The organism is Rhodococcus sp. Leaf225, assembly GCF_001426145.1.
Lineage (GTDB): Bacteria > Actinomycetota > Actinomycetes > Mycobacteriales > Mycobacteriaceae > Rhodococcoides.
Window position 1 is genome coordinate 646,876 of sequence record NZ_LMRN01000007.1, and the last position, 20,606, is coordinate 667,481.

Below are 20,606 nucleotides of genomic sequence, written 5' to 3' on the forward strand. Positions count from 1 at the left end.
CCCTGTGAGCCTCACCCTCGGAATCGTCGGACTGCCCAACGTCGGCAAGTCCACCCTCTTCAACGCACTGACCAACAACGACGTGCTGGCGGCGAACTATCCGTTCGCCACCATCGAGCCGAACGAGGGCGTCGTACCGTTGCCGGATCCGCGGCTGAACGAGCTGGCCAAGATCTTCGGTTCCGAGAAGATCCTTCCGGCGCCCGTCACGTTCGTCGACATCGCCGGCATCGTGAAGGGCGCGTCCGAGGGCGCCGGCCTGGGCAACAAGTTCCTCGCGAACATTCGTGAGGCCGACGCCATCTGCCAGGTCGTGCGCGTGTTCGCCGACGACGACGTGGTGCACGTCGACGGCAAGGTCGATCCGGCCGCCGACATCGAGGTCATCGAGACCGAGCTGATCATCGCGGACATGCAGACCCTCGAGAAGGCGATCCCGCGTCTCGAGAAGGAAGTTCGCACGCAGAAGGATCGCGCGCCGATGGTCGCCGCGGCCAAGGAAGCGCAGACGATTCTCGACAGCGGCACGACGCTGTACTCGGTGAAGGACACGTTCGACGCGTCGTCACTGCGTGAGCTCAATCTGCTCACCACCAAGCCGTTCCTCTACGTCTTCAACGCAGACGAGTCGGTGCTCACCGACGACGCGAAGGTTGCCGAGTTGAAGGCAGCTGTCGCTCCCGCCGACGCCGTCTTCCTCGACGCCAAGATCGAGTCGGAGCTCGTCGAACTCGACGACGAGTCGGCGATGGAACTGCTCGAGAGCATCGGCCAGTCGGAGCCCGGCCTGCACGCTCTGGCGCGCGCCGGCTTCCACACCCTCGGGCTGCAGACGTACCTCACCGCAGGCCCGAAAGAGTCCCGCGCGTGGACCATTCACCAGGGCGACACCGCACCGCAGGCAGCGGGCGTCATCCACACCGACTTCGAGAAGGGCTTCATCAAGGCCGAGGTCGTGTCCTACGACGACCTCGTCGCCGCCGGATCCATGGCCGCCGCCAAGTCGGCCGGCAAGGTCCGCATCGAGGGCAAGGAATACGTCATGGCCGACGGGGATGTGGTGGAGTTCCGCTTCAACGTCTGAGCGGGACTGCTACCGCCAGCCCAACTCCGGCGCCACGTGCGTCAGCACCGACTCGATGAGGTGTGCGCAATACTCGACGCCGAGCTGGTTGGGCACGGTCAGGAGCAGCGTGTCGGCCGCGGCGACGGCTTCGTCCTTCGCCAGCTCCGCGATGAGCTTGTCTGGTGAGCCGGCGTAGGTCTTGCCGAAACGAGCGATGCCGCCGTCGATGTAGCCGACCTGATCGCCGCTGCCGCCCTCGCGGCCGAAATACGCACTATCCACGTCGTCGACGATCGGGAAGATGCTGCGGCTCACGGACACTCGCGGTTCGAACGAGTGGCCGACGTCGGACCACGTCTTGCGGAAGCGCTCGATCTGTTCGGCCTGCAGTTCGTGGAACGGCACGCCGGTGTCTTCGCTGAGCAGAGTCGAGCTCATGAGGTTCATGCCCTGCTGCGCCGTCCACTCGGCGGTCGCACGAGTACCTGCACCCCACCAGATGCGCTCACGCAACCCGTCGGAGTGCGGCTCGAGGCGCAACAGGCCGGGCGGGTTGGGAAACATGGGGGAGGGGTTCGGCTCCGCGAAGCCCTTGCCCTCCAACAGGTCCAGGAAGATGCGGGTGTGCTCACGGGCCATGTCTCCGCTGTCGGTGCCCTCGGCCGGGGCGTAGCCGAAGTAGCGGAAGCCGTCGATGACCTGCTCGGGCGATCCCCGGCTCACACCGAGCTGCAGCCGCCCGCCGGAGATCAGGTCGGCGGACCCGGCGTCCTCGGCCATGTAGAACGGGTTCTCGTAGCGCATGTCGATGACGCCGGTGCCGATCTCGATGCGACTGGTCTTGGCACCGACGGCCGCGAGTAGAGGGAACGGCGACGCGAGCTGGTTCGCGAAGTGGTGAACGCGGAAGTACGCGCCGTCTGCACCGAGTTCCTCTGCGGCGACCGCGAGGTCGATCGACTGCAGCAACACGTCCGATGCGGAGCGCGTCTGCGAGTGCGGCGACGGTGACCAGTGCCCGAACGACAGGAACCCGATGTTCTTCATGCACCGGAGAACGCTGACGGCGCCCGAATATTTCCCTTCCGACGGCCGCCACTGTCGCCTAGCGTGGATCCATGGCTCAGGTGAGACAGGTGCAGGTCACCTTCGATTGCGCGGACCCCGAGCGAGTCGCCCGATTCTGGTGCGAGGTTCTCGGATACGTGGTGCCGCCGGCGCCCGCGGGCTTCGCCGACTGGGCGGAGTTCGACCGTTCGCTCCCCGCCGAGAAACAGGGGTCGGCCTTCGCATGCGTGGACCCGAACGGGGTGGGCCCACGGCTGTACTTCCAACGGGTACCCGAGGCGAAGACCGTCAAGAACCGCGTCCACCTCGACGTCCGTGTGGGCGTCGGCATGGTCGGTGACGAGCGCCTCGGGGCTCTGGAAGCGGAATGCGCACGCCTCGTCGACCTCGGAGCCACGCGAGTGCGGCTCCTGCCCGCGGGCGACGGAGAAGAGTCCTGCATGGTGATGCAGGACGTCGAGGGCAACGAATTCTGCCTGGACTGACGTCCCGTCAGAACGGTGGTGGGTCGTCGTTGTCGGCGAACTCTCGTCTGCGTCGGTTTCGGGAGCGTTCGGACCGCCGCCGCGCATGCTTGTCCGCCAGGCGGGTTCTTCGCCTGGTCGGTGATGTGCGCGGGGCATCCGGTGGGGCCTGCGCCGGCTGTTCGAAGGTGATGTCGGCGAGTCCGGGGTACAGGTCGTACCCGTTGTGCGCCGGGCCCGGAATCACGCGTCCCTCGGGTGTGGCGATGGTGGAGACGACTCGTCCGGTGTCTCCGTCGAGGTACTGGTCGTCGACGAAGTCGCCGAACGTCTTCAGGTTGTGGTGAAAGCGGCACTTGGCGCCGAGGTTGACGTCGGTCGTCTGTCCACCGGCCGCGGGATCGTCGTGGTCGTACTCGGTGATGTGGTCGAGGTCGCCGGTCCAGACGGCGTTGCTGCAGCCGGGCCAGGTGCAGTACTGATCGCGGATGCGCACGAACGTGTCGAGGGCACTGGACGGGCGGTAGGGATCCGCGGGTTGCGAGGCGGGGTTGGTGGCGGCGACAGGCCTCAGAACCGCGTCGGGGCGCGCAGCGAGGTCGGCGACGTGGTCGGCGGAGATGACGCCGTGGCCCGCGAGGAAACCCGGGTTGCCCTGCTGCGCGGAGGCGGTGTCCCCGTTCACGGTGGCGGCGTCGGCGACGACGTGCACGATGACGGTGGTCAGGAGACCGTCCTCGCCGGTCCAGCCGGGAGCGTCGCAGTCGTCACGGTCACACTGGCATTCGAAGGGGGTGCGCGTGGCGAGGGCGAAGAGGGCGTCACTGCGTCGGGCGCCGGCGCTGCGCGGGTCTTTCGGGCAGACGCGTCCGGCGAGGTCGTCGACAGCAGCGGCGACGAGGACGGCGTTCTCGGCGGGCATGGTGGCGCACTGATAAGCCATGCCGTCGGGTGCGGGGTCGATCCAGAAGCCGCGGTCGTCCTTCGCGCGAGTGCGACGCTCGCGGACGGCGTCGGGGTCGTGGCGGTAGACGATGCGGTCGACCATGTCGCGCATCCGGGCCACTGACCAGGAGCCGCGTCGCCGTAGTGCCGCCGCGATCTCGGCATCGACCAGGTGGGCATGGTCGGTGCCGTCGACGAGGTCGGTGCGGGCGATGATGGTGTGGATGTACTTCGGGGTCACGAGGCCGTCGCGGAGGCAGGCGGCAACGTCGGGCAGACGATCTCGCAGGGCCACGGCACGGGTGAGGATGCCCTCGCCTGCGCCCTGGGTGATCGACAGGACTGCGGCGATGCGGGCGGCGCAGTGAGTGGTGGCGTCGAATCGGCGGCGGTCGGCGGTGTCCAGCGGCGCGACCAGTCGGGTGTGCAGTTCCGCCGCGGCCCGGTAGCGGGTCCATTCGAGGTACGCGGCGCCGGCGGTGGCGTGGGTGAGTGCGCCGAGGACGCCGTCGACCGTGACGTCGGCGAGGTGTCCGGGTAGGCCCATGGCCTCCGGATCGCGCGTCGCCCACCCCTGTTCGAACATGTGTGCGAAGGTAGCAGCGGGCACCGACACGAACAGGCCGAGAGGGGCAGAATGCGCACCATGCGAGTCGAGCGCATCACCACCAACCTGCCGGTCGAGGACATCGCCGACGCGAAGTCGTTCTACACCGATTTCCTGGGACTCGCGGTCGAGGAGTTCGATCTCGGTTGGGTCGCCCGCTTCACGTCACCGGAGACCGGTGCGCACGTACAACTGGTGACGCGAGATGCGACGAGTCCGGTGGAGTCGGCGATGTCGGTTCACGTCGACGACGTCGATGCGGCGTACGAGGAGGCCGTCCGTCGCGGTCACGAGATCGTGCATCCGCTCACCACGGAGGAGTGGGGAGTCCGACGATTCCTCGTGCGCGCTCCTGACGGAAACGTCGTGAATGTCGTGATGCACCGAGCGTGACAGTGACTCGTCACCGACATCCGCCGTCCGAGGTGCACGCCTGCAACGACGCGTCTTGACTGTCGGGGACAGATGTTCCCTGCAGTGAGGACTACCGCCATGCTTTCGCTCTGGATCTGGAATCAACCGTGGGTCTGGTCCTCGATCGTGTCGAACCTGACCGATCTCCTCTGACGGAGACGTCAGCCGAGGTCGATACCCGTGGCCTCCACGACCGCGCCCCACAGTGCGTCCCGTGCCTCCGGCGAGTCCCGCCGCCAGGACGGGTAGTGCGTGGGGCGCGGTCGTCTGTCGTGCCAGAACATCCCCGTGGACGCGAGTGGCAGATCGGCGGCTGCGAGCCACACGATGGTGTCGGCTCCGTCGTCGGCGGTGCGGAGGATGGGTTTCATCACCGAGCCGAACATCGGAATGGAGTCCGTGACACCGGGTGTGGCCGCCCACCCCGGGTGCATGCTGTGCACGACGGGATCGTCGGGCCCGGTGAGGCGCTCCGCCAGTTGCTCGGTGATCACCACCTGCATGCGCTTGGTGCGGGCGTACGCGGTGAGGCCCGAGTAGTCGCCGTGAGCGAACTCGACGTCGGTGGTCTGCAGCGGAACCGGATACATGCCGCCGCTGGAGACGAACACCACGCGGGACCCCGCGTCGAACAGCTCGCGTAGCCCGACCGTGAGCGCGACGGGCCCGAGCACGTGGGTCGCGAAGGCCATCTCGTGCTTCTGTGCGGTCTCGGTGCGCTCGGGCGGCATGACGCCGGCGCAGTGCACCACCGCGTGGATCGACGTCAGCTGAGCGGTCAGTGTGGTGACCAGCGCAGCCACGGCATCGAGGTCGCTCATGTCGCACTCGTGCGCGACGAGCTCGGCGCCGGGCACGGTGTGGCGGATCTCGGTCGCGGAGGCGTCGAGCCGCCGCGCCGAACGCCCGACCAGGTGCACCCGCGCACCGAGGACGGCCAGTTGTCGGGCGGCAGCTGCGCCGAGACCCGAGCTGCCGCCGGTGACGATCACGTCGATGGGGGCGGGGAACGGGGCCGGATCGGCCGCCCAGAATCGACGACGGACGGCCGACCCGATACGGGAGTAGCCGGGCACGACCGTCCGGTCGAGCGCCTCGTCCAGCACTCCTGTCAGAAAGTTCCCCACCGCGACCACTAGGCGGGAGGACCGTCGGTGCGGTCGCTGTTCTTCTCGCCGATGGCGTCCTTGGCCTTGTCCAGCGCGCCGTCGATCTGGGAGTCGTGCCCGGCGAACTTCTTCTTGGCCGCGTCGCCCGCTTTGTCCAGTGCCTGTTCGACCTTCTCCTCGTTCTGGTCGAGCTTGCGCTTGATCTCGCCGAAGTTCACCATCGGTCGTCCTCTCGTTGATCGTGTGAGCTGCAGTTCGAGGCTACCCACTGCCGGGCGTGGAAGAATCCCGACCATGCCGCGCACCGCCGTACCCGACGCGATCCACGACATCATCGGTGCGGCACTCGCCCCGCTCCCGCCGCACCGGCGGGACACCTTCACTCTCCGTGTCGAGCGCTGGTGGCCCGATCTCCACGAGGCCGTCACCGCCCTGTACGCGGAGCCCGATGCGGTGGCGCGCACCCTCGTCGAGCGCGCGGCACACGCGTTCGCGGACCGGCCCGACGAGCTGCACCGGCTCGACGAGCGGCGTCTGCTGGAGCCGGACTGGTTCCAGCAGCCCACCATGTTCGGGTACGCCTGTTACGTCGACCGTTTCGGTGACACTCTGTCCGGTCTGGCGGATCGGCTGGACCACCTGACGGATCTCGGTGTCACCTACCTGCACCTGATGCCGCTGCTCACGCCGCGTCCGGGCGACAACGACGGCGGGTACGCGGTCATGGATTACCGCACGGTGCGGGAGGACCTCGGGACGGTCGACGATCTGCGGGCGCTCGCCACCACCCTGCGCGAGCGCGGGATCAGTCCCGTGATCGACCTGGTCCTCAATCACGTTGCTCGCGAACACGAGTGGGCGGAACTGGCGCAACAGGGCGACGCAGTCCACCGCGACTACTTCCACATCCATCCCGACAGGTCGACGCCCGACGCCTACGAGCGCACGCTGCCCGAGGTGTTCCCCGACTTCGCACCGGGGAACTTCACGTGGGACGACGGCGTCGACGGCTGGGTCTGGACGACCTTCAACGAGTGGCAGTGGGATCTGAACTGGGCCAATCCCGCGGTGCTGGTCGAGTTCGTCGACATCGTCGCCGCTCTCGCGAACCTGGGCATCGAGGTGGTCCGTCTCGACGCCATCGCCTTCCTGTGGAAGCGGCTGGGAACCAACTGTCAGAATCAGCCCGAGGTGCACGCGATCACGCAGATCCTGCGGGCGACGGCGCGCATGGCCTCGCCTGCGCTGTTGTTCAAGGCCGAGGCGATCGTCGGACCACGAGATCTGTTGCCCTACTTGGGAACCGGATCGCACACCGGTCGGGTGTCCGACATCGCTTACCACAACAGCCTCATGGTCCAGGTGTGGTCGATGCTGGCCTCGGGCAGCACCGAGCTGGCGCGCCACGCCCTGTCGACACTGCCACCGACTCCGCCCGGCGGGACGTGGGTGACGTACGTGCGGTGCCACGACGACATCGGATGGGCGATCGACGACGGCGACGCGGCCGCGATGGGTCTGTCCGGCGCCGGCCACCGACACTTCCTCGCCGATTGGTATTCCGGAGAGTTCCCGCAGTCGTGGGCGGAAGGTCTGGTGTTCCAACACAATCCGGACACCGGCGACCGTCGGATCAGCGGGACGGCGGCGGCGCTCTCGGGCCTCGGTGCGGAGCGACGGGATCCGGACGGCGCGTTCGCCCGGCTGTTCCTCGCCCACGCCCTCGTCGCGGTCTGGGGCGGGATCCCCGTGGTGTGGAGTGGGGACGAGATCGGCTCGCCGGGTGATCCCGACTGGGCGGCGGAACCCGGCCACGAGGACGATAACCGGTGGGTGCACCGACCGCGAGTGACCGACGCCGACAGGGCGCGACGCCACGAGCAGGGCTCCGACGCGCAGCGGGTGTTCGACGGCATCGCGCACATCGCCCGCGTGCGGTCGGATCTGCCCATGCTGCATGCCGAGGCGCCGGTCGACGTTCTGGGCGATCTGGACGACGGAGTGCTGGGTGTCCGCCGTCGGCACCCGAGCGGCACACTCGTCGCCCTGTTCAACGTGAGCGACACACACCGCCCGGTGGCGGTGTCCGTCCTCGGCCGCTCGGGAATCGTCGCTCCTCGGGAGGTGCTGACGGGCGTCGGGTCGGTCGACGACGACACCGTCTGGCTCCCGCCGTACGCCGCCTGGTGGGTGGTGGACGGCTAGCCGTCCCGGAACCTCGCGTCGATCCACCGCATCGCGAACGGCAGACCGGACAGCGCGCCCACGAAGTGGTCGCCGAACACGGGCCGGTACTCCACGTCCGCGCCGCGTCCGCGCCACGCGTCGACCAGGTTCAGGACGCCCTGCTCGGGGATCCACCGATCGGCGAACCGGGGCACCGCAGCACCGTGATAGAACGCCACGGGTACGACGGGCGCGTCCGCCCCCGGAGTGTTCGCCTCGATGACGGCGCGCGCGGTGGCGGACTCGAACACGCCCGGGTCCACGGACAGCCGTTCCAGTCGCAACCGCGCCAGCCCGGACAAGGCCAGCGGGACGACGGACAGGTCCTTGATCATCGACGCGAGAACGATGCCGGTGGGGCTGAACTGCTCGACCAGGGCTGGGTGTTCGCGAGCCATGCCGATGATCGCCGCCCCGAAGAGGCCGGCTCCGAGAGTGCCGTTCATGGTCCCGCGCAGCAAGCCGACGTCGACCGGTGATCCTCCGGCCACGGCGCCGCGCAGGACGAGCTCGGGCGCGTAGGAGGGGTGCAGTTGCGCGGCCCAGGCCGTCGCGATGGCACCGCCGCTGTAGCCGTAGAGGGCGGTCGGGCTCGTCGCGTAGGACGGGTCGAGCGCGACGAGTCCGCGGATGCTGTCGAGCACGGCGTGCCCTGCCATGGTCCCCTCGGCGTAGGCCATACGCGGTCCCTGATGGTCCGGGATCAGCACCGCGTACCCGCGCTGAAGCCAGAGCGGAACCACCGTGGGGAAGTCCTGGCCGACGCCGTGGACGATGCGATACGACGGTGTCGACCGGGTGCCGAGCGAGTCGATCGCGACGTTGTGCACGACCACGGGCCGGGTACCCGACCCGCGCCACGGCCTCCTCGGTTCCATCAGCGTGGCGGTGACGGGCACCGAACGACCGAGAGCGTCGGTGGAGCCGACCATGAACTGGCGCAGGCGGGTTCGTGGTCGCGGGAACCATCCCGTCGCATCGCGGTGGCGCACGAGGACACCCGGTGACAGGTCGTGATCAGGCGTGTCGAAGAAGGAGTCGTCGGCGATGGGGGTCGGCAGGATGGCGGCGTGCGGATCCGCCGCCATCTCCGGTGTGATCCGCCCCGCGATCAGTCGATTCATGCTGCGCGACAGCGCCATGGTTCCCCCCGTTCGGGTCACCGTACTGCCTCGGGCAGCGGGCGTGGCAAGAATCTCCTCGAGTCCAACGGTGTCGGCCGACGGCGCCGACGAGCAGTCTCGTCTCCCGTGACGACGACACACGACCGAGTGACCGACGGCCCGGCGACCGACGAGGCCCTCCGCGCCCGCTTCCAGCCCGTCTTCGACCGCATCGCCGAGGGCGCGGTGGCCCGCGAGAAGGACAGACGGCTCGCCCACGACGAGATCGCGCTGCTGCGCGAGGCCGGCTTCGGCGCACTGCGCGTGCCGGTCGAGCACGGTGGCTCCGGCGCCTCGGTGACGCAGTTGTTCTCGCTGCTGGTCGATCTCGCGGCCGCCGAGTCGAATCTGCCGCAGGCGCTGCGCGTGCACTGGAGCTTCGTCGAGGACCAGGTGGCGGCAGAACCGGGACCCGACCGCGACGCGTGGCTGCGGGCGATCGCCGACGGCACTCTCGTCGGCAACGCGATCACCGAGCCGGGTGTCGGGGCGGTGGACCACTACCGCACGACGGTCACGCGCGGCCCGGACGGTCTGCGTCTGAACGGCGAGAAGTTCTACAGCACGGGCAGTCTCTACTCCGACCACATCCTGGTCGCTGCCGACCTCGACGGCGAGCGGGTGTCCGTGCTCGTCGACTCGGACGCTCCCGGCGTCGTGCAGCGTGACGACTGGGACGGCTTCGGGCAGCGGCTCACCGTCAGCGGCACCACCACGTTCACCGACGTCGCCGTCGACGAGTCGCGCCTGCTCGGACCGGGGTACGGCGCACCCGGACGCACGTACGCGACGTCGTACCTGCAGCTGGTCCAGCTCGCGGTCCTGGCCGGCATCGCGCGCCGCGCCGCCGACGACATCACCGCGTGGGTCCGCGCCCGCACCCGCAGCTACACCCACGCCGCCGCCGACCTGCCGCGACACGATCCGGTGGTGCAGCAGCTCATCGGGCGGCTCGAAGCTGCCGCCTGGTCCTCCCGCGCCCTGGTCCTGTCGGCGGCCGCGGACGTCGAGAGCGCCGTCGAGGTGGGCGACGACGCATCGCTCGACCGGGCCGAGCTGAGCACGTCGCACGCCCAGGCCGTGGTCGTCGACCTCGTGCTGGACGCGACGACGCAGTTGTTCGAGGTCGGCGGAGCATCGATCGTGTCGGAGACCCTGGCCCTCGACCGGCACTGGCGCAACGCGCGCACCATCTCCGTGCACAACCCGGTGCTCTACAAATTGCGCTCGGTGGGTGCTCACGTGCTCAACGGCGATGACCTGCCCTACGCCTGGTCGGCGGGGAACAAGACGAGCATCGCGGCGCCCGCTACCGGCAGGGGATAGCGTCACGGGCATGACACACGCCGGTGGCACCGACCCGAAGCCCTACTCCACGGGGGAGCGGGTGTTCGGTCCGCCCAACGGCACGTTCGACGCGGATTGGGCGGCGACGGCCCTGCGCTCGAACCGGCCGGAACTCGATCACGCGACGTCGGTACGTCTGGTGGAGAAGGCCTGGGACCTGCTGCGCTCGCAGGGGCTGCGCGGCAGCGAACTCGCCGATGCCCTGGATCTCGAGCCCGGGCTGGCGTCCGCGGTGTCCGACGTGGCGACCGAGACCGCGCGCTTCTACCTCGACCGGTGACCGCTACGCGGTGGTCGGCCGAGCGCAGCGCCGAGGACTCGCACGCCTACGTCGCGCGCTTCCGGGAACTGGAGGCGTCGGGCGCGGACATGCACGGGGAGGCCCGCTTCGTCGACGCCGTGCTGCCCCGGGCCGCGCGTGTCCTCGACGCAGGATGCGGAACCGGACGACTGGGCGCGGAACTCGCGCGGCGCGGACACACGGTGACCGCCGTGGATCTCGACTCGGTCCTGGTCGAGGAGGCGCGTCGACAGCACGGCATCACGGTGGTGGAGGGCGACCTGGCGACCATGGATCTGGAACCGCAGTCGTTCGACGCGATCGTGGCCGCCGGCAACGTCATGGTCTTCCTCGCCCCGGGCACCGAGCCGACGGTGCTCCGGCGCTGGCACGACGCGGTGGTCCCGGGCGGGGTGGTGATCCTGGGGTTCGCGACGGACCGCGAGTACACCGCCGACCGGGCCGAACGAGACGTCCGGGACGCCGGCTTCACGGCCGTGCAGCGCTTCTCCACCTGGTCGGTGGCACCGTGGCGCGAGGGTGCGGAATGGGTTGTCCTGACCGGGTACCGACAAGCGGGAAGTCTCTCGGGCATCGGCACGCCTGGCTAGAATTCGGACATGACACGACCCACGATCGACATGGACTACACGGTTCTTGACTGTCCCGATCCGGTGGCGCTCGGGCGTTTCTACACCGCTCTGCTGGGGTGGAAGGTGGTGCAGGACGATCCCGACTGGACCGTGATCGAGGGCACCGGCGGCTCGCGTCTGGCCTTCCAGAAGGCGCCCGACTTCGTCCCGCTGTACTGGCCCCGGGAGGGCATCCGCATCCACCTCGATCTCGTGGTCGACGACATGGAGGCGGCGCAGGCCTTCGCTGTGGAGCAGGGTGCCCGCGTGCTGGACGACGACGGCGAACACCCGGGTTTCCGCGTGTTGCAGGATCCCGTCGGTCACCTCTTCTGCCTGTGCAGGCGCGACTGACTGCTGCGCCCTACCATCACCCCATGACCACCGACAGGGTCCACGAGTTCGTGATCGAACGTTCCGTCCTCGTCGACGCTCCAGCGTCGACCGTGCACGGTTTCCTCGACGATCTGCACCGGTGGACGTCCTGGTCGCCGTGGGAGGGCAGCGACCCCGATCTGTCCCGCACCTACAGCGGCTCGGAGTCCGGGGTCGGGGCGTCCTACGCCTGGTCGGGTAATCGCAAGGCCGGTGCCGGGTCGATGACCGTCGTGGATTCGACGGACGATCGTGTCGTGCTCGATCTGCTGTTCACGAAACCGTTCAAGGCCACGAACGTGACCATATTCCTGCTGTCGCCGGCAGGAAGCGGCACCGAGGTGACGTGGCGGATGACGGGACAGCAGAACCTCGTCGCGCGTCTCGTCGGCAGGATCGTGCCGATGGACAGGTTCATCGGCAGGGACTTCGAGAAGGGACTCGCCGCGCTGAAGTTGCAGGCGGAGCAGCAGGACCGTTGACGTGACCGGTCGGCTCACGGCCACCGACGCCCGCATGTACTGGCTGTCGCGGCGCCTGCCGAGCGACCAGTTCCTGCTCTACGCGTTCGACGGTGTGCTCGACGACCCGGACGCCGTCGCCACGGCACTCGTGCGTCGGGCGCGTGTGGTGGACGGGCTGTCGGTCCGTCTTCGCGAGACGCGGTGGACGGCCGACTACCCCTACTGGGTGCCCACGGGGGTGACCCGCGACCGGGTCCGCGTCCACGCCGGCGGGACGTGGCAGGACTGCCTCGACCGGGTGGCGGAGACCTTCGGGGATCAGGTCGAGCCGCGCCGCGAGCCGTGGCGCGTGCATCTGTACCCGTGCGTCCACGGGGTGCCCGGCACGACGGGGTCGGCGACGGTGCTCGTCCTGCAGATCGCGCACGCTCTCGGGGACGGCGGGCGGGTGTCGGCGCTGGCTCGCGCGTTGCTGTCGGACGAGCCGTCAGCGGCGGTGCGCACGGTGGTGGTGCCGGCGCCCCTCGCGGTCGCGCGTGGTGCCGTCGAGCTTCCCGCACGGGTGATCGGCATGGTGCGTCGGGCACGTGAGGCGGTGGTGGCCGATCGTCGGCGCACGGCCGACACGGCGGCCGGCGTCATCCCCGGCCCGCCGCTTCCCCGAGCGCCGACGCTGCTGTCCCGCCCGGCAGGCGGAACCACCCGCATCCGGTGCGTGGTGTGCCCGGCGTCGGACCTCCGCACCGACACCGTCAGTGTCACCGTGGCCGCGCTCGTCGTGGTGTCGGACGCGATGAGTCGGCATCTCGCGTCCCTGGGCGAGCCGGTTCCGGACGACCTCGGGGCCGAGGTCATGATCGCCATACCGGGGGAGAGTCGAACCACCGCTGCTGCCAATGCTTTTCACAACGCGGGGGTGGATCTGCACCCGTCCGTGCAGGATCTCCGCGCGCGGGCGCGGGCGATCGACGACTCCCTGCAAGATCGGCGAAGACGGCTGGAACACCCCGCGTTCGGGGTCGGCGATCGTGCGACGGAGACCGTTCCCGCGGTGATCGTCCGGCGCGACGTCGACCGCGCCGACCTGTCGGTGGCGCCGACGACGGTGGCGGGTCACACCGTGGTCTCCAGTGTGAACCGAGGCGTCGCCGACCTCACGCTGAGCGGTCGGCCCGTCGTGCTGAGCGCCGGGTTCCCGGCCCTCTCGCCGACTGTCGGCGTCACGCACGGAGTGCACGGAATCGGCGACGTGGTGACCCTCTCGATCGTGACGAGCGACGACGTCATGGACGCCGACGCGTACACCGACTGCCTGCGGGAGGCCGTCTATCGAGTGCGGGAAGCGCTCAGGTGACCCGCCTACGCTGCTGACATGGCACTGTCCACGTCGGTACGACCCAGCCCCGTCTTCCTCGCGGTCGTCGCCGTCGCCGTGATCGGCGGTGTTCTGGCCTGGAACTCGACCAGGCCGGGCGACGTCCTGTCGTACGCCGGTGTCTTCGTCCTCGTCATCGGTGGATGGGTGGTGTCCCTGTGTCTCCACGAGTTCGCCCACGCGGTGACGGCCTGGCGCTTCGGTGATCACGACACCGCCGCGCGCGGCTATCTCACGCTGAACCCCCTGAAGTACACGGTGCCCGGACTGTCGATCGTGCTGCCGCTGATCTTCGTCGCGCTGGGCGGGATCGGTCTGCCGGGCGGCGCCGTGTGGCTGAACACCAGCGGTATGCCCAGGCGGCAGCGGACGACGGTGTCCCTGGCCGGCCCGTTCGCCAATCTCGTTCTCGCGGTGATCCTTCTGGCGATCGTCGCGGTGTGGGCACCGGGCAGCGAGCACGCCTCCTTCTGGTTCGGCATGAGCTTCCTCGCCTTCCTGCAGGTGGTCGCCGTGGTGCTGAACCTGATCCCGATGCCGGGCCTGGACGGTTTCGGGGCGATCGAGCCCTACCTGTCGCCCGGTGCGCGGCGGTCGTTCGCGCAGATCGGGCCCTACGGGGTTCTCATCGTGGTGGCCCTGCTGTTCGTGCCGCAGGTCAACCGCGTCTTCTTCGAAGCGGTGTACTCCCTGTACGAGCTGTCCGGCGTCCCCGCGGGGTGGGCCCAGAGCGGCGGCGTGCTCACGCGGTTCTGGACGCAGTGGTACTGATCGCTGGGGACGAGGGGACTCACGGGACTAGCGGGGTCCCTGAGGTCTGTGGTGCAATAGCGCCGGAAATCGTGAGAAGTTACCAGCCCGGGCCGCCATGTCGAGGAAGGCGCGCCGGGCGAATCGAGAGGTAGACCCCAGTGCACGTGTCGCGTCGTCAATTGTTCCGCTATGCCGCCGCCGGTTCCGTCGCGGTCGGGGTCACCGGTGTCGCCGCTCGCGGCGTCGCCTCTGCCGCGCCCGCAGCACCCGCAGCGTTGGGCACGATCATCGACTACGCCGGGGGAGTGCCGTCTGCCTCTGCCATCGCCGCCGCCGGCCATCTGGGCGCCATCCGCTACGTCTCGGACCGTCGACCCGGTGCCGCCTGGATGACGGGCAAGCCGATGACCGCCGCCGAGGCGGACGAGCTCACCGCGGCCGGTCTCCAGGTGGTGTCGTGCTACCAGTTCGGCAAGGGGGCGACGGCCGACTGGCGTGGCGGATTCGCCGCCGGCGTGAAGCACGCGACGCGCGGCCTCGAATTGCACACGGAGGCAGGCGGACCGGCGGACCGACCCATCTACGCGTCGATCGACGACAACCCGACCGCGGTCGAGTTCGCCGCGATGATCGCGCCGTACCTGCTCGGCTGGCAGTCGGTGGTCGGGGCCGAGAACACGGGCGTGTACGCCAACTCGCCGACCATCGACCTCGCGGCGGCAGCGGGACTCGGTGCCTGGTACTGGCAGCACAACTGGGGGACGCCGAAGGGCTACGTGAACCCGGCTGCCCACCTGCATCAGATCGAGATCGACAAGCGAGCGATCGACGGAGTGGGTGTGGACGTCAACACCGTGCTGCGCGAGGACTACGGGCAGTGGAGCCTGTCCGCGTAACGCGGCGGCGACCTCGCACGACACACCTGTCACAGCAGTCACACCTACGGAGAGGCACCACCATGGAGTTCATCGACTACCTGTACGCGATCGCCGGAGCGATCTACACCCAGATCTCGACCGCGTTCGGTTCCTGAACGCCGGTCTCGTCCCGATCGTCAGACGATGAAGGCGCCGATGGTCGGCAGGAAGCTGCACGTGATGCCGGCCTCGGTGCTGATCGACCCGGAGACGGCGGCCAGGACGCGACCGGTCCCGGTGTCCGCGAGTGCCGAGAGCGTGGCCGGGCCGTCGGGGTTGATCCCCGCGGCACCCGTGAGCACGGTCGCTCCGGTGCGACCCGTGTCGACGTTGACCCAGTTCGCCGTCAGCGGCGCTGCCTGCACGTCGGCGAGCGGTGCGGTGCCGAGTGCCGTGAAGACGAAGCCGGCCTGACCGGCTGCGGGTCCGGGAGGCGGCAACTGTGCCGGGCCGGGTACCGCGAGCGCGCTCGCGACGGAGTCGGCCGTGGCCGAGATGCAGCCCTTGCCGACGGTGGGGTAGAAGAACTGCGAGATGACCGGGCCGTTCTCGGGGATCTCGGGGCCGCCACCACCGCTGCCGTCGAGGAACGTGATGATGCTGGTGAGGATGCGCTTCGCCTGGTCCGACAGCGGGGCCGTGGCCAGCAGCGCCTTCGCGCGCACCAGCAGATCGCTCTGCGGCGACGCTGCGTCGCGCTCCGCGGCGTCGAGCAGGGTGGGGGCCAGGGCGGCCAGTGCCTCGTAGCCCGGCACCACCGGAACCTCGGCGGGCAGCGGCAGGACGGGGGCGGGTGCCGCGCCTGCCGCAGCGGGTGCGACGAAGGCGCAGGCGGCGGCGACGGCCACTCCGCCCAGAACACGTCGCGCTGCGACGCGCGTTCCCGTTGTCCCGATGTCCCGCATGATGTCCCCGTTTCTCCTCCGGCCGCCTCGAACCGATCCGAGGCGACCCACGATGCACTATCTGCCCGTCACCGCCGTGCGAGGCAGTCGGGCGCGGGGTCACTCTATGTACACGGAGTGACGGTTGTACAGCAGCTCACCGGTCGATCGACCCGTGTCGCTCGCTCCGATTCGAACGGTAGTCTGTTAATAGAGTGTCTGGTGTTGTCAGAGTGAACAGTGATGCGATCGTTACTGCTGTGAGCCGTGTCGCGTGACAACGCGGCGGCTCCGTGGTGCAGAAGAGTCACGTCGCACGGTGCGGATAGGCTGCGCTCTGGCTGCGACCCCCGTCGATCGGAAGAACACTCGTGAGTGAAGTACGGCGATCGGCCGGGCGCACGTTGCTGGCAGCAGCACCGGCCCTGTTCGTGATCTCGCTGATCCTGCGTGTGGTGTGGACCGTCGCCACCCCCAACGGCAGCAACTGGGTCGATCTCCACGTGTACGTCGACGGTTCGGCCCGCCTGTTCAGCGGCGACCTCTACGACTTCACCTACTCGGAGGAGACTCCCGACTTCCCCCTGCCCTTCACGTACCCACCGTTCGCCGCGCTCGTGTTCTATCCGCTGCATTTCCTGCCGTTCCCGGTGGTGGGCGCTGCCTGGATGATCGCCACGATCGCCGCGCTGTACGCGGTGGTCCGACTCGCACAGGGCATGGTCGGGTCGGGCCTCTGGTCCGGACACCGGGCGGCGTTGCTCTGGACGACGGTGGGCCTGTGGACCGAGTCGATGCGCACCACCCTGGACTACGGCCAGGTCAACGTGTTCCTGGTTCTGCTGGCGATGCTCGCGGCCCGCAGCGCCCGCTGGTGGCTGTCGGGTGCCCTGGTCGGCGTCGCGGCAGGCGTGAAGCTCACCCCCGCCATCACCGGCCTCTACTTCCTGGCCCAGCGTCGGTGGGCGGCCGCCGCGTTCTCCGCCGTCGCCTTCGCGGCGACGGTCGCGATCAGCTTCCTGCTCGTGGGGTCCGCCGCGACGACGTACTTCACCACCCTGCTGGGCGACGCGGACCGGATCGGTCCCGTCGGCTCGGTGTGGAACCAGTCCCTGCGCGGAACGCTGTCACGCGTGGCCGGGCAGGACGTCGGCCAGGGGCCGGTGTGGCTGGTCGCGGCGGCCGTGGTGCTGGCCGCGGCATTCCTGGCCTGGCGGACGCTGGCACGCGACGATCGCCTGGGGACGCTCGTCGTCGTCTCGTTCGTGGGCCTGATGATCTCGCCGATCTCCTGGTCCCACCACTGGGTCTGGGTGGTGCCCATGTCGATCTGGCTGATGCACGGTCCGTTGTCGGGTGCGCCGGGAGCGCGCGTGCTCGCGGGGTACTGGCTCGTGGTCACCCTGATCGGCGTGCCGTGGATCCTCAGCTTCGAACAACCGTCCATCTGGGACATCTCGCGCCCGTGGCCACTCGCTCTGGCGGGATCGGTCTACGCCGTCGGCACCCTGGCACTGTTCGTCTGGATCGCGGTGGTGGGCCGCCGCGTCACCTCGCCAGGCGGTCGATCGCGGCCGCGAGCAGGACGTCCTTCCCGGTGAGTCCACCAGCGGAGTGCGTCGACAGCCGGTAGGTCACCGACCGCCATCGGATGTCGATGTCCGGATGATGATCCGCCGATTCTGCCTCCTCCGCGACGCGCCGGACGAGGTCGATCGCCTCGAGGAAGCTCGCCGACTCGACGGTGCGGACCAGGGTGTCCCCGTCTCGCTGCCAGTCGCTCAGGCGGGTGAGTGCGTCGTCGATCTCCGTGTCGTTCAGCAAGTCGGCCATACTGCGATGGTGCCAGTTCCCGAGCCCGCGCTGGTGGTCGCGGGCGCCCTCGTGGAGAACGGGCGCCTGCTGCTCGCGCGTCGCGCCTCCCCGCCGGAACTGGCGGGACTGTGGGAACTGCCCGGCGGCAAGGTCGACCCCGGCGAGACCCCCGAGGACGCACTGGTCCGGGAACTGCGCGAGGAACTGGGTATCGAGGTGACCGTCGGCGAGCCCGTCGGTGTCGACGTCGCACTCTCGGCGACGCTGACACTGCGCGCCTACGCGGTCACACGGTTCTCCGGGACGGCGACGGCACTCGAGCACGAAGCCCTCCGCTGGGTCGACGCGGCGGATCTGCACGGAGTCGATCTGGTGCCGGCGGACGCCGCGTGGCTGCCGGATCTCGCGGCGCTGCTGTAGTCAGGCCGCGCGGGCTTTCTTCAGACCCTTCTTCAGGTCCTTGCCCGTGACACCTGCTTGTTCCAGTTCCCTCATCCGCATGATCACCACCGGACACGTCAGACAGCGAGTCTTGCTGCGGCAGCACTTCTTCTTGGCCTTGCCGCGAGCGACCTTCGATGCCGAGGACATCGGGTGAGGGTACCCTGAGGTGGAGCCCGTGCCGACCGTCCCGGCCTGCGTGACCGCCGTCACCCGAGCCGACCGAGTAAACTGATCCGGTCGCGCTTCTCGTCGGCGACGCAGCGCGCTCTCTGGGAGAGGAAGCCGCTCGCTCTTCACCCCGCATTCGACCCAGGAGATTTCACGCGTGACCAGCCCCACCGCCAGTCAGACCGTACCCACCACCTTCCGCAACGTCGCCATCGTCGCGCACGTCGACCACGGCAAGACCACGCTCGTCGACGCGATGCTGCGCCAGTCCGGTGCCTTCGAGGAACGCGCCGAGGCCATCGACCGCGTGATGGACTCGGGTGACCTGGAGAAGGAGAAGGGCATCACGATCCTGGCCAAGAACACGGCCGTGCACAAGCGCAACGCCGACGGCAGCACCACCGTCATCAACGTGATCGACACCCCCGGCCACGCCGACTTCGGTGGCGAGGTCGAGCGCGGCCTGTCCATGGTCGACGGTGTCGTGCTGCTCGTCGACGCCTCCGAGGGCCCGCTGCCGCAGACGCGCTTCGTGCTCCGCAAGGCGCTCGCCGCGTCGCTGCCCGTCATTCTCGTGGTCAACAAGACCGACCGTCCCGACGCGCGCATCGAGGAGGTCGTCTCCGAGAGCCACGACCTGCTCCTCGACCTGGCGTCGGACCTCGACGACGAAGCCTCCGAAGCTGCCGAGCTGGCCCTCGACCTCCCCGTCCTGTACGCCTCCGGCCGTGAGGGCAAGGCGTCGACGAAGCAGCCGGAGAACGGACACGCTCCCGACGCGGAGAACCTCGACGAGCTGTTCGAGATCCTGCTCAGCTACATCCCGGCACCGAAGGGCAACGTCGAGGCGCCGCTGCAGGCTCACGTCACCAACCTCGACGCCTCCGCCTTCCTGGGCCGTCTCGCCCTGGTCCGCATCCACAACGGTGAGCTCAACAAGGGTCAGACCGTGAGCTGGATGCGCGAGGTCGACGGCGAGCCCGTCGTCCAGAAGGCCAAGATCACCGAGTTGCTCACCACCATCGGTGTCGAGCGCGTTCCCGGTCAGAAGGGTGTCGCCGGTGACATCGTCGCCGTCGCCGGCTTCCCGGACATCATGATCGGTGACACGCTGGCCGACCTCGAGAACCCGGTCGCCCTGCCGCGCATCACCGTCGATCAGCCGGCCATCTCGGTGACCATCGGTACCAACACGAGCCCCCTGGTGGGACGCGTGAGCGGCCACAAGCTGACCGCCCGCATGGTCAAGTCGCGTCTGGACCAGGAGCTCATCGGCAACGTCTCGCTCAAGGTCCTCGACATCGGTCGCCCCGATGCGTGGGAGGTCCAGGGTCGTGGCGAGCTCGCGCTCGCCATCCTGGTCGAGCAGATGCGCCGCGAAGGCTTCGAGCTCACCGTCGGCAAGCCGCAGGTGGTCACCCGCCAGGTCGACGGCAAGCTGCACGAGCCCTTCGAGGAGCTCACCATCGACACTCCCGAGGAGTACCTCGGCGGCGTCACGCAGCTGCTCGCCGCCCGTAAGGGAAAGATGGTCCAGATGACGAACCACGGCGCAGGCTGGGTTCGTATGGAGTTCATCGTCCCCTCGCGCGGTCTCATCGGCTTCCGCACGGACTTCCTCACCGACACGCGCGGCACCGGCATCGCCAACGCCGTCTTCCACGGTTACGCACCGTGGGCCGGCGAGATCCGCGCGCGCCACACCGGCTCGCTCGTCTCGGACCGTCAGGGCAGCGTCACCCCGTTCGCCATGATCCAGCTGGCCGACCGCGGCACGTTCTTCGTCGAGCCCGGTGCGGACACCTACGAGGGCATGGTCGTGGGCATCAACCCCCGCCAGGAGGACCTCGACATCAACGTCACCCGCGAGAAGAAGCTGACCAACATGCGTCAGTCCTCCGCCGACGTGATGGAGACCCTCGCCAAGCCGAAGAAGCTCGACCTCGAGATGGCGATGGAGTTCTGTGCCGGCGACGAGTGCGTCGAGGTCACGCCGGAGGTCGTCCGCGTGCGCAAGGTGCACCTCGACTCCAACGAGCGTGCGCGCGAGCGTTCGCGCAGCAAGTCGCGTGACAAGGCTGCTCTGTAAT

23 protein-coding genes are annotated in these 20,606 nt (G+C 69.0%); 15 read left to right on the forward strand and 8 right to left on the reverse strand.

Annotated elements, in window-relative coordinates:
- The first annotated feature begins 4 nt into the window (after positions 1–4).
- The gene (gene ychF / locus ASG69_RS03220; protein ID WP_056447386.1) at positions 5–1,084 is read left to right on the forward strand and encodes a redox-regulated ATPase YchF; all 1,080 of its coding nucleotides are present in this window, start codon (positions 5–7) and stop codon (positions 1,082–1,084) included.
- 9 nt (positions 1,085–1,093) lie between these two features.
- Here ychF and ASG69_RS03225 read toward each other — a convergent pair whose 3' ends face one another.
- On the reverse strand, positions 1,094–2,113 hold the full coding sequence (locus tag ASG69_RS03225; protein WP_056447388.1) for an LLM class flavin-dependent oxidoreductase: 1,020 nt from the start codon (positions 2,111–2,113) through the stop codon (positions 1,094–1,096).
- A 71-nt stretch (positions 2,114–2,184) separates the two neighbouring features.
- Between ASG69_RS03225 and ASG69_RS03230 the strand changes: the two genes are divergently transcribed.
- A complete protein-coding gene (locus tag ASG69_RS03230; protein ID WP_056447390.1) occupies positions 2,185–2,619 on the forward strand; it encodes a VOC family protein in 435 nt (144 codons plus the stop codon).
- 7 nt (positions 2,620–2,626) lie between these two features.
- On the opposite strand, the gene ASG69_RS03235 is transcribed toward ASG69_RS03230, so the two are convergent.
- Positions 2,627–4,129, reverse strand: a complete 1,503-nt coding sequence (locus tag ASG69_RS03235) for a DUF222 domain-containing protein (protein ID WP_056447393.1) — start codon at positions 4,127–4,129, stop codon at positions 2,627–2,629.
- A gap of 60 nt (positions 4,130–4,189) precedes the next feature.
- On the opposite strand from ASG69_RS03235, the gene ASG69_RS03240 reads away from it, so the two are divergent.
- Positions 4,190–4,543 (forward strand): VOC family protein, encoded by a 354-nt coding sequence (locus ASG69_RS03240; protein ID WP_056447622.1) that lies wholly within the window; start codon positions 4,190–4,192, stop codon positions 4,541–4,543.
- 182 nt (positions 4,544–4,725) lie between these two features.
- Here ASG69_RS03240 and ASG69_RS03245 read toward each other — a convergent pair whose 3' ends face one another.
- Both ASG69_RS03245 and ASG69_RS03250 read right to left on the reverse strand, forming a co-directional pair.
- Complete coding sequence (locus ASG69_RS03245) at positions 4,726–5,691, reverse strand: SDR family NAD(P)-dependent oxidoreductase (protein WP_231476100.1); 966 nt, start codon at positions 5,689–5,691, stop codon at positions 4,726–4,728.
- Positions 5,692–5,699: 8 nt separating this feature from the next.
- The gene (locus ASG69_RS03250; RefSeq protein ID WP_037183861.1) at positions 5,700–5,894 is read right to left on the reverse strand and encodes an antitoxin; all 195 of its coding nucleotides are present in this window, start codon (positions 5,892–5,894) and stop codon (positions 5,700–5,702) included.
- A 73-nt stretch (positions 5,895–5,967) separates the two neighbouring features.
- On the opposite strand from ASG69_RS03250, the gene ASG69_RS03255 reads away from it, so the two are divergent.
- Complete coding sequence (locus ASG69_RS03255; RefSeq protein ID WP_051612929.1) at positions 5,968–7,878, forward strand: alpha-amylase family protein; 1,911 nt, start codon at positions 5,968–5,970, stop codon at positions 7,876–7,878.
- Here ASG69_RS03255 and ASG69_RS03260 read toward each other — a convergent pair.
- On the reverse strand, positions 7,875–9,041 hold the full coding sequence (locus ASG69_RS03260; RefSeq protein WP_082544616.1) for a lipase family protein: 1,167 nt from the start codon (positions 9,039–9,041) through the stop codon (positions 7,875–7,877). The two genes, ASG69_RS03255 and ASG69_RS03260, sit on opposite strands and share 4 nt — an antisense overlap.
- Positions 9,042–9,149: 108 nt before the next feature.
- On the opposite strand from ASG69_RS03260, the gene ASG69_RS03265 reads away from it, so the two are divergent.
- From ASG69_RS03265 to ASG69_RS03300, 8 genes are all read left to right on the forward strand, one after another.
- Positions 9,150–10,388 (forward strand): acyl-CoA dehydrogenase family protein, encoded by a 1,239-nt coding sequence (locus ASG69_RS03265; RefSeq protein ID WP_056447395.1) that lies wholly within the window; start codon positions 9,150–9,152, stop codon positions 10,386–10,388.
- Positions 10,389–10,398: 10 nt separating this feature from the next.
- Positions 10,399–10,689: a hypothetical protein gene (locus tag ASG69_RS03270; protein ID WP_027503896.1), complete on the forward strand. Its 291-nt coding sequence runs from the start codon at positions 10,399–10,401 to the stop codon at positions 10,687–10,689.
- Complete coding sequence (locus ASG69_RS03275; RefSeq protein ID WP_056447398.1) at positions 10,686–11,300, forward strand: class I SAM-dependent methyltransferase; 615 nt, start codon at positions 10,686–10,688, stop codon at positions 11,298–11,300. The genes ASG69_RS03270 and ASG69_RS03275 overlap by 4 nt, the downstream gene beginning before the upstream one ends.
- 9 nt (positions 11,301–11,309) lie before the next feature.
- The gene (locus ASG69_RS03280; protein WP_027503894.1) at positions 11,310–11,675 is read left to right on the forward strand and encodes a VOC family protein; all 366 of its coding nucleotides are present in this window, start codon (positions 11,310–11,312) and stop codon (positions 11,673–11,675) included.
- A 23-nt stretch (positions 11,676–11,698) separates the two neighbouring features.
- Positions 11,699–12,178 carry an SRPBCC family protein gene (locus ASG69_RS03285; protein ID WP_056447400.1) on the forward strand — a complete coding sequence of 160 codons (480 nt, stop codon included), beginning with the start codon at positions 11,699–11,701 and terminating at the stop codon, positions 12,176–12,178.
- 1 nt (position 12,179) lies between these two features.
- Positions 12,180–13,514 (forward strand): wax ester/triacylglycerol synthase domain-containing protein, encoded by a 1,335-nt coding sequence (locus ASG69_RS03290; RefSeq protein ID WP_056447402.1) that lies wholly within the window; start codon positions 12,180–12,182, stop codon positions 13,512–13,514.
- Positions 13,515–13,532: 18 nt separating this feature from the next.
- On the forward strand, positions 13,533–14,306 hold the full coding sequence (locus ASG69_RS03295; RefSeq protein ID WP_056447403.1) for a site-2 protease family protein: 774 nt from the start codon (positions 13,533–13,535) through the stop codon (positions 14,304–14,306).
- Between the two features lie 140 nt (positions 14,307–14,446).
- A complete protein-coding gene (locus ASG69_RS03300; protein ID WP_056447405.1) occupies positions 14,447–15,184 on the forward strand; it encodes a DUF1906 domain-containing protein in 738 nt (245 codons plus the stop codon).
- Positions 15,185–15,342: 158 nt separating this feature from the next.
- On the opposite strand, the gene ASG69_RS03305 is transcribed toward ASG69_RS03300, so the two are convergent.
- On the reverse strand, positions 15,343–16,110 hold the full coding sequence (locus tag ASG69_RS03305) for an Rv1157c family protein (RefSeq protein ID WP_156380417.1): 768 nt from the start codon (positions 16,108–16,110) through the stop codon (positions 15,343–15,345).
- A 350-nt stretch (positions 16,111–16,460) separates the two neighbouring features.
- Here ASG69_RS03305 and ASG69_RS03310 point away from each other — a divergent pair, with 350 nt between their 5' ends.
- The gene (locus ASG69_RS03310) at positions 16,461–17,690 is read left to right on the forward strand and encodes a mannosyltransferase (RefSeq protein ID WP_056447407.1); all 1,230 of its coding nucleotides are present in this window, start codon (positions 16,461–16,463) and stop codon (positions 17,688–17,690) included.
- Here the strand turns inward: ASG69_RS03310 and ASG69_RS03315 are convergent.
- Positions 17,638–17,922: a 4a-hydroxytetrahydrobiopterin dehydratase gene (locus ASG69_RS03315; RefSeq protein ID WP_056447409.1), complete on the reverse strand. Its 285-nt coding sequence runs from the start codon at positions 17,920–17,922 to the stop codon at positions 17,638–17,640. The two genes, ASG69_RS03310 and ASG69_RS03315, sit on opposite strands and share 53 nt — an antisense overlap.
- A gap of 9 nt (positions 17,923–17,931) precedes the next feature.
- Between ASG69_RS03315 and ASG69_RS03320 the strand changes: the two genes are divergently transcribed.
- Positions 17,932–18,324 (forward strand): (deoxy)nucleoside triphosphate pyrophosphohydrolase, encoded by a 393-nt coding sequence (locus ASG69_RS03320; protein ID WP_321163726.1) that lies wholly within the window; start codon positions 17,932–17,934, stop codon positions 18,322–18,324.
- Here the strand turns inward: ASG69_RS03320 and ASG69_RS22830 are convergent, their stop codons facing one another.
- Positions 18,325–18,495: a hypothetical protein gene (locus tag ASG69_RS22830; RefSeq protein WP_200933710.1), complete on the reverse strand. Its 171-nt coding sequence runs from the start codon at positions 18,493–18,495 to the stop codon at positions 18,325–18,327.
- A 178-nt stretch (positions 18,496–18,673) separates the two neighbouring features.
- Here ASG69_RS22830 and typA point away from each other — a divergent pair, with 178 nt between their 5' ends.
- Positions 18,674–20,605, forward strand: coding sequence for a translational GTPase TypA (gene typA / locus ASG69_RS03330; RefSeq protein WP_037183854.1), 1,932 nt, complete (start codon positions 18,674–18,676; stop codon positions 20,603–20,605).
- The last annotated feature ends 1 nt before the right edge of the window (position 20,606 follow it).

Excerpts from the sequence above, each read along its gene's own strand:
- ASG69_RS03225 (WP_056447388.1), bottom strand. The coding sequence starts at position 2,113 with ATGAAGAACATCGGGTTCCTGTCGTTCGGGCACTGGTCACCGTCGCCG.
- ASG69_RS03230 (WP_056447390.1), top strand. The coding sequence starts at position 2,185 with ATGGCTCAGGTGAGACAGGTGCAGGTCACCTTCGATTGCGCGGACCCC.
- ASG69_RS03235 (WP_056447393.1), bottom strand. The coding sequence starts at position 4,129 with ATGTTCGAACAGGGGTGGGCGACGCGCGATCCGGAGGCCATGGGCCTA.
- ASG69_RS03240 (WP_056447622.1), top strand. The coding sequence starts at position 4,190 with ATGCGAGTCGAGCGCATCACCACCAACCTGCCGGTCGAGGACATCGCC.
- ASG69_RS03250 (WP_037183861.1), bottom strand. The coding sequence starts at position 5,894 with ATGGTGAACTTCGGCGAGATCAAGCGCAAGCTCGACCAGAACGAGGAG.
- ASG69_RS03255 (WP_051612929.1), top strand. The coding sequence starts at position 5,968 with ATGCCGCGCACCGCCGTACCCGACGCGATCCACGACATCATCGGTGCG.
- ASG69_RS03260 (WP_082544616.1), bottom strand. The coding sequence starts at position 9,041 with ATGGCGCTGTCGCGCAGCATGAATCGACTGATCGCGGGGCGGATCACA.
- ASG69_RS03270 (WP_027503896.1), top strand. The coding sequence starts at position 10,399 with ATGACACACGCCGGTGGCACCGACCCGAAGCCCTACTCCACGGGGGAG.
- ASG69_RS03280 (WP_027503894.1), top strand. The coding sequence starts at position 11,310 with ATGACACGACCCACGATCGACATGGACTACACGGTTCTTGACTGTCCC.
- ASG69_RS03285 (WP_056447400.1), top strand. The coding sequence starts at position 11,699 with ATGACCACCGACAGGGTCCACGAGTTCGTGATCGAACGTTCCGTCCTC.
- ASG69_RS03295 (WP_056447403.1), top strand. The coding sequence starts at position 13,533 with ATGGCACTGTCCACGTCGGTACGACCCAGCCCCGTCTTCCTCGCGGTC.
- ASG69_RS03305 (WP_156380417.1), bottom strand. The coding sequence starts at position 16,110 with ATGCGGGACATCGGGACAACGGGAACGCGCGTCGCAGCGCGACGTGTT.
- ASG69_RS03315 (WP_056447409.1), bottom strand. The coding sequence starts at position 17,922 with ATGGCCGACTTGCTGAACGACACGGAGATCGACGACGCACTCACCCGC.
- ASG69_RS22830 (WP_200933710.1), bottom strand. The coding sequence starts at position 18,495 with ATGTCCTCGGCATCGAAGGTCGCTCGCGGCAAGGCCAAGAAGAAGTGC.